We start from the raw sequence: 13,462 nt of genomic DNA, 5'->3' as shown, positions 1-13,462 counted from the left end.
ACCTTTACGTCTATTTTAAAAACATCCCCCATATACTTGTAACAGATGCCGTAAGGGGGGACAAACATGCTTGAAATAATCTTTGAAGATGACCATGATGCAGCCGCTTTTTTACATCTCATTCAGCATTCGGACGATCGGAACAATATTATTGTCCGTGAAGGCATACGAAAAATCGGGATTGAAAAAGCGAAGCCGGCTTTCTCTATTCAGCGTTTTATGGAGCCGATTCTGGTCAAATTTTTTTTAGAATGCAAAGAAGACGAACATATGCTGTCATTGATTGAGGGAACATACTGCTTCACGGACCAGGATGAACAGCAGCAAATCCTTCAGCTCGCACACAGTATTATTGAAGGAGAAGCGGACGATCTTCCGTTTGAGCCGCTAAAGCTTTCGCGAAAACAATCTATTTTGGATGAACTCCAAACGATCTGTTTAGAGGAAGGCTTATTTTCCATTCGTTCCTTTCAGACCTTCCGACTCGGACAATACTACAAGCAGCTTAGAGACATTACGGAAGCGGCGATAGATGAATATAAGATGGAACAGGAATATCAAAATTTTATTCAAACACTCAGAGACTATGTAACAGCCAAACAGCCGAGACTCAAAAAGGTGCACATTGTCCATGATGGTTCTTTTACATTATGGGAACTGCGCTATGTGCCGGAACGGGAAAAGATGAAATACATAGACAGGCGATTTGTCCGCGATCATCCTATGTACATTGATTCTCATTTGCTCGCACCCCTGATTTCCATTGCGCCTGATGAAGTGGTGCTTTATACCGACCAGCCCGAGCACATGATGGCAAGGACCATTCAAAACGTATTTCAAGAGAGAGTGGAAATGCTTCCGCTGCACGCTTTTTCAGACGCAGAAATACCGGTGAAGCACTCGGAAGGATAAGGGCCGGCAGCCTGTATATATAAGGCTGTCGGTTTGAAAAAAAGGAAATACGCTCGTGTTGATTTTTTGGATTGAACAATTTATAATACATAGGAGATTAAGAAAGACACACGTATTGATAAGGACATGAAGGAATGATACCGGCTCAAAGAGAGGGAAGCCAAGGCTGCAAGCTTCCCAGCTAAGGACCATTCACTTTACCGCCTTTGAACTTCAGCTGTGAACCCCTTGATAAAGGAGCAGTAATGGCTGACGGGAACTCCCGTTACAGAGCTAGAGCCGCAGGTGCCGGAGTATTGGCTATGCGGAAAAAAGGGTGGAACCACGATTCCGTTTATTCAACCTCGTCCCTTTCATAGGGGGCGGGGTTTTTATATGCAAAAAAAGGAGTGACATAGATGTCAGATATGGTAAAAATCACATTTCCTGATGGAGCAGTCAAGGAGTTTGCGAAAGGAACAACAACAGAAGATATCGCGGCATCCATCAGTCCGGGATTAAAGAAAAAATCGTTAGCCGGAAAACTGAACGGAAAAGAAATCGATTTGAGAATGCCGATCAATGAAGACGGTACAGTGGAAATCATTACAGAAGGCTCAGAAGAAGGTCTTCAAATTATGCGCCACAGTACGGCTCACTTGCTGGCTCAAGCGATTAAACGCATTTACAAAGATGTCAAATTCGGTGTCGGTCCGGTCATCGAAAACGGTTTTTACTACGATGTAGAAATGGAAGAAGCGATTACACCGGAGGATCTGCCGAAAATCGAGAAAGAAATGAAAAAGATCGTCAATGCGAACCTTCCGATCGTTCGAAAAGAAGTCAGCCGTGAAGAAGCGAAAGCCCGTTTTGCAGAAATCGGTGACGACCTGAAGCTTGAACTATTGGATGCAATTCCTGAGGGAGAAACCGTTTCAATCTATGAGCAAGGCGAATTCTTTGACCTATGCCGCGGTGTGCACGTTCCTTCAACAGGAAAAATTAAAGAGTTTAAGCTGTTAAGCCTTGCAGGCGCATACTGGCGCGGTGACAGCAATAACCAAATGCTTCAGCGCGTATACGGCACAGCGTTCTTCAAAAAAGCTGATCTTGAAGAGCATCTTCGCATGCTTGAAGAAGCAAAAGAGCGTGACCACAGAAAGCTCGGCAAAGAATTAAAGCTGTTTGCGAACTCTCAAAAAGTCGGACAAGGCCTGCCGCTTTGGCTGCCAAAAGGCGCGACAATCCGCCGCGTCATCGAGCGCTACATTGTCGATAAAGAAATCAGCCTCGGCTATGAGCATGTATACACACCTGTGCTTGGAAGCAAAGAGCTGTATGAAACATCAGGACACTGGGATCATTATCAGGAAGGCATGTTCCCTCCGATGGAAATGGATAATGAAACACTTGTGCTCCGTCCGATGAACTGCCCGCACCATATGATGATTTACAAACAAGACATTCATAGCTACCGCGAGCTTCCGATTCGGATTGCCGAGCTCGGAACAATGCACCGTTATGAAATGTCTGGTGCGTTGTCAGGCCTTCAGCGCGTGCGCGGCATGACATTAAACGATGCACATATCTTTGTGCGTCCGGACCAAATTAAGGATGAGTTTATTCGCACAGTCCGTTTAATCCAGGACGTATATGAAGACTTCGGCTTGAGTGATTATACATTCCGTCTGTCTTACCGTGATCCGGAAGACACAGAGAAATATTTTGATGACGATGAAATGTGGAACAAAGCACAATCCATGCTGAAAGAGGCAATGGACGAAATCGGCCATGACTATTACGAAGCAGAAGGTGAAGCGGCATTCTACGGCCCTAAACTGGATGTTCAGGTAAAAACAGCGATTGGCAAAGAAGAAACATTGTCTACGGTTCAGCTTGACTTCTTATTGCCTGAACGTTTTGATCTAACCTATATCGGTGAAGACGGCAAGCAGCACCGCCCGGTTGTAATTCACAGAGGTGTCGTCTCAACAATGGAACGCTTTGTTGCCTTCTTAATCGAAGAACACAAAGGCGCGCTGCCAACATGGCTTGCACCGGTTCAATTCCAAGTCATCCCGGTTTCTCCGGCTGTGCATTTAGACTATGCCAAAAAAGTGCAGGAACGCCTGCAGCGTGAAGGCCTGCGTGTTGAAGTCGACAGCCGCGATGAAAAAATCGGCTACAAAATCCGTGAAGCGCAGATGCAAAAAATTCCGTACATGCTTGTGGTCGGTGACCAAGAAGCAGAAAACGGAGCGGTAAACGTCCGTAAGTACGGAGAGCAGAACTCTGAAACCATTTCACTTGATGATTTTGTGAAAAAGGCAGTAGCTGAAGCGAAGAAATAACATGAAAAAAGCATGATCTCATTGAAGAGATCATGCTTTTTTATTTCTCTAATATAGGAAACAAATCATGAAGGCTGCTGATGATAAAATCAGGCGTCACATCAGTTTCGTTTTTCTTCTCTGTCCGGTTGATCCAAACGGTTTTAATTCCGGCTCTTGAAGCGCCTAAAATATCAGTATTCAAATTATCGCCGACCATGATCGCATCGTCTTTTTCAATATTCATCAGCTCAAGGCAGTGTTCAAAAATTGAAACATCCGGTTTCCCTTTCCCGAAAGCGCCCGAGATGACGATTTCATTGAAATAAGGGGCGAGCTCAGGCACACCGGCGAGCTTCTCCTTTTGCAGGCTCGGATCGCCGTTTGTCAAAAGCAGCAATTCATATTTACCTTTTAATTGATCGAGTACAGCAAATGTTTCATCATATACAAACGGGCGTTTTCTGCGCTCTGCCGCGAAAAACTCTCCTAAAAATTCGCCGTATGCCGGATCTTCAATGCCAAGCGCTTTCAGTCCGTTTGTCCATGCGTTTCTTCTGTACTCCGGCACAATCTTGTTCAGCTTCTGAAACCCTTCACTGATTGGTTCTGAGAAATTGGACCAGAGTCCTTCAAACGGGTTAATGCCGATCATCACTGTATATGGATACGTCTCATATGACATGTACAATTCTCTCGCCGCTTCGCGAACAGCTGTTTCGAATGCCTGCGGGTCAAGGCCATATTTTTTCTCCGCCTGTAAGCAAGTTTCTGCAAATGTTGTTCTGACGCTTTTTTCGTCCCAAAGTAGTGTATCGTCTAAATCAAAAAATACGGCTTTCATGATCTTCTCCTCTGCTTCAGATTCAAATCTTTCTGCCAAAAGGCTTATGTTTTATTTTACAATAGATAAAAGTCTTGTGAAATATGTTTTCAGACGATTTTAAAAAAACAGTCAGCCGTAAAACGAAACCATGCTAGAATGAAAACGGAAAGAACAGGTGACATGAATGATTCATTTAATGATTATGATGCTGGAGAGAGTAGGGATTATTGTTATATTAGGGTTTATACTCGCCCATACGAAACTTTTCAGACAAGCTCTTCAGAATCAGGACGGCTATAAAGGAAAAGCGGTTTTAATCTCTATTTTTTCTCTTTTTAGCATCATCAGCAATTATACAGGCATCGAAATTCAAAAAAATATGATTGTAAATAATGACTGGGTGTTTGCGATAGATCCGTCGGGCTCTATCGCGAATACCCGTATTTTGGGCGTGGAAATCGGAGGCCTTCTAGGAGGTCCTTTTGTAGGGGCTGGGATCGGTATACTGGCGGGCCTGCACCGTTTTTCGCTCGGCGGCAGCACGGCCTTAAGCTGTGCGGTATCATCCGTTTTAGCAGGTGTTCTTGCAGGCTTGATCGGCAGGTATTTTACGAAGCGCTACCGAATGCCGACACCGCGTATCGCGGCTCTTGTGGGAATCGGCATGGAGTCACTGCAGATGGTGATTATTTTGCTGATGGCGAAGCCGTTCAGTGCCGCTTGGGAGCTTGTCAGCATGATCGGGATACCGATGATACTCATCAATGGAACAGGCAGTTTTATTTTCTTGTCGATCATTCAAGCGATCATTCGCAAGGAAGAGCAGGCAAGGGCTCTTGAAACGCATAGAGTGCTGACAATTGCTGATCAGACGCTCCCATTTTTTCGCCAAGGTCTAAATGAAAATTCCTGTAAAAGTGTGGCGGCTATTATCCATAAGCTGACCGGAACAGATGCGGTGTCTCTCACTGACAATGAGAAAATACTTGCGCATGTCGGCGCGGGAATGGATCACCATATTCCATCAAAAAGCTTGATCACCGGCTTGTCCAAAAAGGTGATTAAAACAGGGCAAATCATGAAGGCGGTTTCCCAGGAAGAGATTGAATGCACGCATTCTGAATGTCCTTTGCACGCGGCGATTGTCCTGCCGCTGACATCAAATGGCAATACAATCGGCACCTTAAAAATGTATTTTAAAAGCCCGGCAGGCCTGAGCCAAGTAGAGGAGGAGCTTGCTGAAGGGCTCGCCATGCTGTTTTCGACACAGCTTGAGCTTGGGGAAGCAGAGCTGCAAAGCAAGCTTCTCAAAGATGCTGAAATCAAAGCGCTTCAAGCACAGGTAAATCCGCATTTTTTATTTAATGCGATCAACACGATTTCTGCGTTATGCCGCACGGATGTTGAAAAAACCCGGAAGCTCTTATTGCAGCTCAGTGTTTATTTTCGTTCAAACCTTCAAGGAGCGAGGCAGCTGCTGATTCCGCTCTCAAAGGAGCTGAACCACCTTCACGCCTATTTGTCATTAGAACAGGCGCGTTTTCCCGGGAAATATAAGATTGAACTCAATATTGACAGCAGGCTGGAGCAGATTGAAATCCCTCCGTTTGTTTTACAGGTGCTTGTGGAGAACGCGCTTCGGCATGCGTTTCCGAAAAAACAAGACATGTGCAAAGTTACGGTCTGTGTCTTATCTGATGTTACATCCGTCTATATGAAGGTGACGGATAACGGACGGGGAATTCCGCCGGACGTCCTGCCGGATCTGGGAAAGAAACCGTTTCCGTCTAAGGAGGGAACCGGTACAGCACTCTATAACCTGAACCAGCGGCTGATTGGTTTATTCGGTCAGCAGGCTGCACTGAATATCAAAAGTGAGGTTCAGAAAGGGACAGAGGTTTCCTTTCAAGTGCCAATGCAACAGAGGAAAGAGGGAGAAGAACATGCTCAGGGTGTTAATAGTTGACGATGAGATGCTGGCAAGGGATGAATTGGCTTACTTGCTCAAGCGGTCCAATGAAGAAATGGAGATCAATGAAGCGGAAAATATCGAATCTGCATTTGACCAAATGATGGATCAAAAGCCTGACTTGTTGTTTTTAGATGTTGATTTATCCGGAGAAAACGGTTTTGATATTGCAAAGCGGTTAAAGAAAATGAAGCATCCTCCTGCTGTTGTGTTTGCGACAGCGTATGACCAATATGCACTCAAAGCGTTTGAGGTGGATGCTCTTGATTATTTAACAAAGCCTTTCGATGAGGAAAGAATCCAGCAAACGTTAAAAAAATATAAAAAAGTAAATCGGGATATCGTTGAAACGGAACAGAACATCCATGCCGGCCAGCATAGACTCGCGCTATCTGTCGGAGAATCAATCGTAATCGTCGATACGAAGGACATTATCTATGCTGGAACGGAAGATGGTCATGTCAATGTAAAAACCTTCGATACATCTTATTCGGTCAGCGATACGCTCGTTGTCATTGAGAAAAAGCTGCCGGATGCGGATTTTATCCGCGTCCATCGAAGTTTTGTCGTCAATACCGAATATATTAAAGAAATTCAGCCTTGGTTTAATTCAACGTACAATCTGATCATGAAAGACGGATCGAAAATACCGGTCAGCCGGACATATGCGAAGGAATTAAAAAAGCTGCTCCATATTTAATGGGCGGCTTTTTGCATTTCAGCCATTTGATTCTGCAACTCAGTTCCGCTATTCGACATGTTATCTTGTAAGCGCTTCATAACAGGGGCTTCTTATTTATAATGAGGGTACCAAAGAGAAAGAGGTGAAGAAAATGAGTGCTAAAAAAGTGTACGGGTTTTTAACACAAGCATTTATTTTTGCCGTCATTATGCTGGTTTCGAATATGATTGCCGCTATTGTCCCAATACCTATCCCGGCATCGGTTGTAGGGTTGGTCTTATTATTTCTCCTATTATGTTTGAAAGTCATTAAACTGGAACAAGTAGAAACTCTCGGAACGTCTTTAACCTCTCTGATCGGATTTTTATTTGTCCCGTCAGGTATATCTGTTATGAATTCGCTTGGTGTAATGCAGCAATACGGTCTGCAAATTGTTCTTGTCATTCTGCTCGCAACGATCATTTTGCTAGGGGCTACAGGATTGTTTTCTCAGCTGATTCTTTCGCTTAGCGGAAAACGCAATACCGCAGCGGACATGAAAACAAAAACAGTGCAAAGCCCGCAGAACAATAAAGAACTCGTTCACCATTAAGGAAACAGGAGGTTCTTCAGATGGAAAGCACAATGAGTCCTTATTTCGGAATTGTCGTATCACTTGCTGCATTCGGCATCGGCACCTTTTTATTTAAGAAAACGAAAGGCTTCTTTCTTTTCACTCCTTTGTTTGTTGCCATGGTGCTTGGGATCGCATTTTTAAAAATCGGCGGTTTTTCCTACGCTGACTATAATAACGGGGGAGAAATCATTAAGTTTTTCCTTGAACCGGCGACAATCGCTTTTGCAATTCCTTTGTACAAACAAAGAGATAAGCTGAAAAAATACTGGTGGCAAATCATGTCCTCCATTATTGTCGGCTCTATCTGCTCTGTGACGATTGTTTATTTGCTTGCAAAAGGCATTCACCTCGATACGGCAGTGATGAAAAGCATGCTTCCGCAGGCGGCTACAACGGCAATTGCGCTTCCTCTATCAAAAGACATAGGAGGAATCAGCGATATCACTGCCTTTGCGGTCATCTTTAACGCTGTTATTGTTTATGCGCTCGGAGCATTGTTCTTGAAGGTGTTTAAAGTAAAGAATCCGATTTCTAAAGGATTGGCTCTCGGAACATCCGGACATGCACTCGGTGTAGCGGTCGGTATCGAGATGGGAGAAGTCGAAGCTGCGATGGCAAGTATTGCTGTTGTCGTAGTAGGAGTGGTAACGGTTCTGGTCATCCCTGTGTTCGTGCAGCTGATCGGAGGATAAGCCAAGGCTTTCAGCCTTGGCTTTTTCTATTTTAAGGTGCGTCTTCAGGATCGATATATCCTTGTTTAATGCCCCATTCCACTTGATCATCATGCCACTTTTTTCGTTCTTCATAACCATATCCGTCGTCATCAGGAAGCTCTGAAGCCGGCTGTTGAATGGTATCATCTGTCTGGTTTGAGGAAGACGGTGAATGTTGGCTATTAGATGAGGATGCCTCTGTCTTCTGCCGTTGTGCCTGCGATTGCCGCTTTTTTTGAGCATTCGCTTCCTGCTCTTTTTGGATTGCAGCCTGCCGCTGTCTTTCAAGCTCTGCTTGTCTTTCAGCTTCCGCTAGCCGCTGTCTCTCTGCTGCTTGCCGCTCTGCCAATCGCTGTCTCTCCGCTTCTCCTTCTTGCTGTTTCTTTCGTTTTGCTTCTCGCTCTTTTTCACGTTTTTTCGAGTCGGCGATTTGTCTTTGTTTCTCTGCTTCTTCTTTTGACTTCAGCTTTCCTAATTCAGCAGCGAGCGGACTCTCAAACTTAATTTCCAATGAAACGAGTTTTCGTTTTTTCAGGGGTGTCAGCGGCTGGATGTCGGAACAAAAAGTCAGCTATTTTCAGCATTTCCGGGGATCAGTCATGGATCACCGCTGGCTGAACCGAGGTTATTCAACAGAACACCTGATGCGCGGCTGACTGGTCCAGAAACTTTACATTCTGGATGAGGATGAAAGATTTTCTTTTTCTATCTTGCACTCATAGAAAACCCATGTTACAATGTAAAAGTTGTTCCGGATAAGTCGTCCTTGACTAAAGATCCGGCATTGTGTAGAATAGTTATTGAATTGAATATAAATCACAAGCAGAAGCACCCGCTTCTCACCTGATTGACACATGCATGTAGTTGGCAGGTTGACCGTACATTTTTATTGATACAGATGTTCGTAGTGTGGGTGTTTTATAATGCCCACACTTTTTGTTTGCCTGCAGAATGCAGTCAAAATGAGTTGTGAATCAATTCGAAGAAACTATGGAGGTGGCTCATTATTAGCAAAGATCAATTGGTTAATGAGGGTATCCGTGCACGTGAGGTCCGCTTGATCGGACAAAATGGCGACCAGCTTGGAATCAAGTCCCGTCAGGAAGCACTTGAAATCGCCGGCCGCGCAAATCTTGACCTTGTGTTAGTTGCAGCGAATGCAAAACCGCCTGTCTGCCGAATTATGGACTACGGTAAGTTCCGATTTGAGCAGCAGAAAAAGGAAAAAGAAGCACGCAAGAATCAAAAAATCATTAACTTAAAAGAAGTTCGATTAAGTCCGACAATCGATGAGCATGACTTTAACACGAAATTGCGCAATGCGATTAAATTCCTTGAAAAAGGCGATAAAGTGAAAGCTTCTATCCGCTTTAAAGGACGCGCAATCACTCATAAAGAAATCGGTCAGCGTGTGTTAGACCGTTTTTCTGAAGCATGTGCTGAGGTTGCGACTGTCGAAACAAAACCAAAAATGGACGGCCGCAGCATGTTCTTAATGCTCGCGCCGAAAAATGAAAAGCAATAAGGAGGAAATCCCATGCCAAAAATGAAAACTCACCGCGGATCTGCTAAACGTTTTAAAAAGACAGGTTCTGGGAAGTTAAAACGTTCTCATGCGTATACAAGTCACTTATTCGCTAACAAATCTCAAAAGCAAAAGCGTAAGCTTCGCAAGAGTGCTGTTGTAAGTGCAGGAGACTTCAAACGTATCAAACAAATGCTTGCTAACATCAAGTAATCGGATAAGGAACAATTAGGAGGGAAATTTAATGCCAAGAGTAAAAGGCGGAACTGTTGCGCGTAAGCGTCGTAAAAAGGTTCTTAAATTAGCAAAAGGTTATTTCGGTTCAAAACATACATTATACAAAGTAGCTAACCAGCAGGTCATGAAATCTGGAAACTATGCTTTCCGTGACCGTCGTCAGAAAAAACGTGATTTCCGTAAGCTTTGGATCACTCGTATTAACGCGGCTGCTCGCATGAACGGTCTTTCTTACAGCCGTTTAATGCACGGTCTTAAGCTTTCTGGTATCGAAGTAAACCGTAAAATGCTTGCTGATCTTGCTGTAAACGATCTTACTGCATTCAATCAGCTTGCTGATGCTGCTAAAGCTCAATTAAACAAGTAATCATATAGAGCCGCTCTCCAGCAGAGCGGCTTTTTTATATAAAGGATGAGGCAACATGGTTATTGCTGTCTATTTGGTGCTGATTAATCTATGCGGTTTTTGGGTGATGGGCGTTGACAAACGAAAAGCGCAGCAGCACAAATGGAGAATTTTTGAAGAACGGCTGTGGCTGATAGCGATCGTGTTTGGAGCACTCGGTGTCTGGCTTGGCATGCAAACCTTCAGACATAAAACGAAGCACACGTCGTTTAAGTACGGAGTGCCGCTTCTTCTGGTAATTGAAGCGATCTTGATCGGCATTTATTACAGCCCGTTTGATTTATAAAAAGCAGAAAAGCGTTTTAACGCTCTTCTGCTTTTTTTGTGAGTTTAATGGGCTGGTCCCAGTCAATCTTACAATTTGGATATCGTTCCAGCACTTTTTCTTCAATGTTCTCAAAATCTTTTGAAGAGAAATGCTTCAGCTTCTCAGGAGATTCTGTCCAGACAAAGATGGTGTGGATAAACAGCGGATGATCCTTGGAAGGAATATGCTTTTCTCCTTCAAAAAGCACGCCTTTATACGTCAGCTGAAAGTTTTTTCGGGTATTGTTCTGTTCATCAATAATATAAAAATGTTCTTTTGATTGGGCCAGCTTTAGCCTTCTCTTTGGATTTGCGACATATTTGACTGCGGCATAAATACAATAAGCAAAAAGTGCAAGCAATATAATCCTTAAAACCATGACAAACATTGTGTGAAGGCACCTCCCTTATTGTGATGATCTGATGTAATACGAAGAGCATAGAAAAAGGTTTCACTTTTTCTAAAAGAAAGTTCTAAAAACATATACCCGATTTTCAAGTGAAATAGTCGTATGGTTAGCGCCAGGTTTTGTATAATAAGAATGCAGGACAGATGAAGGAGGTTTTTGGAACATGGAAAAATTAGATGAAACATTGACCATGCTGAAAGATTTAACAGATGCAAAAGGCATACCGGGCAATGAGAGAGAAGTAAGGCAAGTGATGAAATCATACATAGAACCATTTGCTGATGAAGTAACAACAGATCGGCTGGGCAGTTTAATTGCCAAAAAAACAGGTGCGCAAAACGGCCCGAAAATTATGATCGCCGGGCATTTGGACGAAGTCGGCTTTATGGTGACGCAAATCACCGATAAAGGCTTTATCCGTTTTCAAACCGTTGGCGGCTGGTGGGCTCAGGTTATGCTGGCCCAGCGTGTCACCATTGTGACAAAAAAAGGTGAAATCACAGGGGTTATCGGCTCTAAGCCGCCGCATATTTTATCTCCTGAAGCGAGAAAAAAATCAGTGGAAATAAAAGAGATGTTTATTGATATTGGAGCTTCAAGCCGTGAAGAAGCCTTGGAATGGGGTGTACTCCCGGGAGATATGATCGTACCTCATTTTGAATTTACGGTCATGAACAATGAAAAATTCTTACTGGCGAAGGCCTGGGACAACCGCATCGGCTGTGCGATTGCCATTGATGTTTTAAGAAACTTACAAAACACAGATCATCCAAACATTGTGTATGGTGTCGGAACCGTGCAGGAGGAAGTTGGCCTGAGGGGAGCGAAAACAGCTGCACACACCATTCAGCCTGATATTGCGTTTGGTGTTGATGTAGGGATAGCAGGAGACACGCCTGGCATTTCCGAGAAGGAAGCGCAAAGCAAAATGGGCAAAGGCCCGCAGATTATCGTTTACGATGCATCCATGGTCTCTCACAAAGGTTTACGTGATGTAGTTGTCGCTACCGCAGAGGAAGCAGGCATTCCGTATCAATTTGATGCCATTGCCGGCGGCGGTACAGATTCAGGAGCCATCCATTTGACGGCAAATGGCGTTCCTGCGCTGTCCATTACCATTGCAACGCGCTATATTCATACGCACGCAGCCATGCTGCATCGTGACGATTATGAAAACGCGGTCAAATTAATTACAGAAGTCATTAAGAAGTTAGACCGAAAGACAGTTGACCAAATCACATATGAATAAAAATCATCAGAATCCGCTATAAAAGGCGGGTTCTATTTTTTTGTCTGTACAAATTCAATAAGCAACCCTACAATAAGGATATATATAGAAAATATGTGCTAGTCTGGATGATAGACAAGTTTTCTATATCACAAAAAAAGGGGGATTTGATGAATATGAAAAAGAAAGCGTTTTCTGGTTTGTTGCGTTTTTCTTGCGCAGCTTTAACAGCTGGTGCTGTGATGTTGTCCGCTTTACCGGCATCAGCCGCTTTTTGGGGAGCATCAAATGAGCTTCTGCATGATCCGACGATGGCAAAGGAAGGAAATACTTGGTATGCTTTCGGGACAGGGCTTTCAGAGGAAAACGGACTTCGTGTACTGAAAGCGGACAGCAACGGGGTATGGAGAGTTCAAAAGTCAATTTTCACCAGTCCTTTATCGTGGTGGCGTCAATATGTGCCTAATCATGAAATAAACCAATGGGCTCCGGATGTGACATACTACAACGGAAAGTACTGGCTTTACTATTCGGTTTCTTCGTTTGGAAGCAATACCTCTTTAATTGGTCTTGCTTCAGCAACTAATCTCAGTTCGGGCAGCTGGAAGGATGAAGGGCTTGTTACTCGGACAACAAGTGCAAATAATTATAATGCCATTGATCCTGAATTAACCATTGACAAAGATGGAAATCCTTGGCTTGCGTTTGGTTCATTTTGGGGCGGAATTAAATTAACAAAATTAAATAAAGATACAATGAAACCCACCGGTTCATTATATTCAATAGCAGCCAGACCAAATAACGGCGGCGCTCTGGAAGCCCCTACATTAACATACAATAATGGCTACTATTACTTAATGGTTTCATTCGATAAATGCTGTGAAGGCGTAAATAGTACGTACAAAATTGCTTACGGCAGATCGAAAAATATTACAGGTCCTTATGTAGACAGAAACGGTAAAAGCATGATGGACGGAGGAGGTACGATTCTTGATGCCGGCAATGAACAGTGGAGAGGGCCGGGCGGACAGGATATCGTTAACGGGAACATACTCGTGCGTCATGCTTATGATGCAAAAGACAACGGCATACCAAAGATGTTAATCAATGATTTGAATTGGAGCTCAGGCTGGCCGTCTTATTAAGAGAAAGCTTAATCATTCACATCTTATCATTTGTTTAGCCCTGATACATCAGGGCTTTTTCTAATGGAAAAACGAATCGGAAGATTGATTGACAGAGCAATCACAGTTCTTTAGAAGACGTTTTTTCACCTGAAAACCTTGTAACCAATCATTTTTGTAAAAGAATACAAAAATGATT

14 protein-coding genes, 1 pseudogene and 1 other annotated feature are annotated in these 13,462 nt (G+C 43.6%); of the genes and pseudogenes, 12 read left to right on the top strand and 3 right to left on the bottom strand.

Annotated features, from left to right (window positions below; genetic code table 11):
- Positions 1-66 precede the first annotated feature (66 nt).
- A complete protein-coding gene (ytxC, locus tag M0696_RS14505; RefSeq protein WP_166849822.1) occupies positions 67-912 on the top strand; it encodes a putative sporulation protein YtxC in 846 nt (281 codons plus the stop codon).
- Between the two features lie 398 nt (positions 913-1,310).
- Positions 1,311-3,242: a threonine--tRNA ligase gene (thrS, locus tag M0696_RS14500; protein ID WP_222143315.1), complete on the top strand. Its 1,932-nt coding sequence runs from the start codon at positions 1,311-1,313 to the stop codon at positions 3,240-3,242.
- Between the two features lie 40 nt (positions 3,243-3,282).
- Here the strand turns inward: thrS and M0696_RS14495 are convergent, their stop codons facing one another.
- Positions 3,283-4,065 (bottom strand): HAD family hydrolase, encoded by a 783-nt coding sequence (locus tag M0696_RS14495; protein WP_222143314.1) that lies wholly within the window; start codon positions 4,063-4,065, stop codon positions 3,283-3,285.
- 166 nt (positions 4,066-4,231) lie between these two features.
- Here M0696_RS14495 and lytS point away from each other — a divergent pair, with 166 nt between their 5' ends.
- From lytS to lrgB, 4 genes are all read left to right on the top strand, one after another.
- The gene (lytS, locus tag M0696_RS14490; protein ID WP_166849831.1) at positions 4,232-6,013 is read left to right on the top strand and encodes a two-component system sensor histidine kinase LytS; all 1,782 of its coding nucleotides are present in this window, start codon (positions 4,232-4,234) and stop codon (positions 6,011-6,013) included.
- The gene (lytT, locus tag M0696_RS14485) at positions 5,991-6,716 is read left to right on the top strand and encodes a two-component system response regulator LytT (RefSeq protein ID WP_166849835.1); all 726 of its coding nucleotides are present in this window, start codon (positions 5,991-5,993) and stop codon (positions 6,714-6,716) included. The genes lytS and lytT overlap by 23 nt, the downstream gene beginning before the upstream one ends.
- A 133-nt stretch (positions 6,717-6,849) precedes the next feature.
- Positions 6,850-7,290: an antiholin-like murein hydrolase modulator LrgA gene (gene lrgA, locus M0696_RS14480; protein ID WP_166849838.1), complete on the top strand. Its 441-nt coding sequence runs from the start codon at positions 6,850-6,852 to the stop codon at positions 7,288-7,290.
- 20 nt (positions 7,291-7,310) lie between these two features.
- Complete coding sequence (lrgB, locus tag M0696_RS14475) at positions 7,311-8,006, top strand: antiholin-like protein LrgB (protein ID WP_166849841.1); 696 nt, start codon at positions 7,311-7,313, stop codon at positions 8,004-8,006.
- Between the two features lie 31 nt (positions 8,007-8,037).
- Here the strand turns inward: lrgB and M0696_RS14470 are convergent.
- Positions 8,038-8,562 (bottom strand): annotated as a pseudogene (locus tag M0696_RS14470) (hypothetical protein); the annotation flags it as partial.
- Positions 8,563-8,841: 279 nt separating this feature from the next.
- Positions 8,842-8,972, top strand: a sequence feature (ribosomal protein L20 leader region).
- A 58-nt stretch (positions 8,973-9,030) separates the two neighbouring features.
- Between M0696_RS14470 and infC the strand changes: the two are divergent.
- The 4 genes from infC to M0696_RS14450 are packed head-to-tail and all read left to right on the top strand — an operon-like array spanning position 9,031 to position 10,481.
- Complete coding sequence (gene infC, locus M0696_RS14465; protein ID WP_010886591.1) at positions 9,031-9,552, top strand: translation initiation factor IF-3; 522 nt, start codon at positions 9,031-9,033, stop codon at positions 9,550-9,552.
- Between the two features lie 12 nt (positions 9,553-9,564).
- Entirely contained in the window at positions 9,565-9,765 is a 201-nt protein-coding gene (gene rpmI, locus M0696_RS14460) for a 50S ribosomal protein L35 (protein WP_003222418.1), read from the top strand.
- A 31-nt stretch (positions 9,766-9,796) separates the two neighbouring features.
- Positions 9,797-10,156: a 50S ribosomal protein L20 gene (gene rplT, locus M0696_RS14455; RefSeq protein ID WP_014114727.1), complete on the top strand. Its 360-nt coding sequence runs from the start codon at positions 9,797-9,799 to the stop codon at positions 10,154-10,156.
- Positions 10,157-10,211: 55 nt separating this feature from the next.
- The gene (locus M0696_RS14450; protein ID WP_248602089.1) at positions 10,212-10,481 is read left to right on the top strand and encodes a DUF1294 domain-containing protein; all 270 of its coding nucleotides are present in this window, start codon (positions 10,212-10,214) and stop codon (positions 10,479-10,481) included.
- A 16-nt stretch (positions 10,482-10,497) separates the two neighbouring features.
- On the opposite strand, the gene ysdB is transcribed toward M0696_RS14450, so the two are convergent.
- Entirely contained in the window at positions 10,498-10,890 is a 393-nt protein-coding gene (gene ysdB / locus M0696_RS14445) for a sigma W pathway protein YsdB (RefSeq protein WP_166849847.1), read from the bottom strand.
- Between the two features lie 184 nt (positions 10,891-11,074).
- Between ysdB and M0696_RS14440 the strand changes: the two genes are divergently transcribed.
- Both M0696_RS14440 and abnA read left to right on the top strand, forming a co-directional pair.
- Positions 11,075-12,160 carry a M42 family metallopeptidase gene (locus M0696_RS14440; protein ID WP_166849849.1) on the top strand — a complete coding sequence of 362 codons (1,086 nt, stop codon included), beginning with the start codon at positions 11,075-11,077 and terminating at the stop codon, positions 12,158-12,160.
- A gap of 155 nt (positions 12,161-12,315) precedes the next feature.
- Positions 12,316-13,284, top strand: coding sequence for an arabinan endo-1,5-alpha-L-arabinosidase AbnA (gene abnA, locus M0696_RS14435; RefSeq protein ID WP_222143422.1), 969 nt, complete (start codon positions 12,316-12,318; stop codon positions 13,282-13,284).
- Positions 13,285-13,462: the final 178 nt, after the last annotated feature.

The sequence above is a fragment of the Bacillus rugosus genome (assembly GCF_023238245.1).
GTDB lineage: Bacteria > Bacillota > Bacilli > Bacillales > Bacillaceae > Bacillus > Bacillus rugosus.
This window is presented reverse-complemented; position numbering and strand designations above follow the sequence as displayed.

Excerpts from the sequence above, each read along its gene's own strand:
- M0696_RS14495 (WP_222143314.1), bottom strand. The coding sequence starts at position 4,065 with ATGAAAGCCGTATTTTTTGATTTAGACGATACACTACTTTGGGACGAA.
- lytS (WP_166849831.1), top strand. The coding sequence starts at position 4,232 with ATGATTCATTTAATGATTATGATGCTGGAGAGAGTAGGGATTATTGTT.
- lrgB (WP_166849841.1), top strand. The coding sequence starts at position 7,311 with ATGGAAAGCACAATGAGTCCTTATTTCGGAATTGTCGTATCACTTGCT.
- ytxC (WP_166849822.1), top strand. The coding sequence starts at position 67 with ATGCTTGAAATAATCTTTGAAGATGACCATGATGCAGCCGCTTTTTTA.
- rpmI (WP_003222418.1), top strand. The coding sequence starts at position 9,565 with ATGCCAAAAATGAAAACTCACCGCGGATCTGCTAAACGTTTTAAAAAG.
- thrS (WP_222143315.1), top strand. The coding sequence starts at position 1,311 with ATGTCAGATATGGTAAAAATCACATTTCCTGATGGAGCAGTCAAGGAG.
- rplT (WP_014114727.1), top strand. The coding sequence starts at position 9,797 with ATGCCAAGAGTAAAAGGCGGAACTGTTGCGCGTAAGCGTCGTAAAAAG.
- ysdB (WP_166849847.1), bottom strand. The coding sequence starts at position 10,890 with ATGTTTGTCATGGTTTTAAGGATTATATTGCTTGCACTTTTTGCTTAT.
- lrgA (WP_166849838.1), top strand. The coding sequence starts at position 6,850 with ATGAGTGCTAAAAAAGTGTACGGGTTTTTAACACAAGCATTTATTTTT.
- M0696_RS14440 (WP_166849849.1), top strand. The coding sequence starts at position 11,075 with ATGGAAAAATTAGATGAAACATTGACCATGCTGAAAGATTTAACAGAT.
- abnA (WP_222143422.1), top strand. The coding sequence starts at position 12,316 with ATGAAAAAGAAAGCGTTTTCTGGTTTGTTGCGTTTTTCTTGCGCAGCT.
- M0696_RS14450 (WP_248602089.1), top strand. The coding sequence starts at position 10,212 with ATGGTTATTGCTGTCTATTTGGTGCTGATTAATCTATGCGGTTTTTGG.
- lytT (WP_166849835.1), top strand. The coding sequence starts at position 5,991 with ATGCTCAGGGTGTTAATAGTTGACGATGAGATGCTGGCAAGGGATGAA.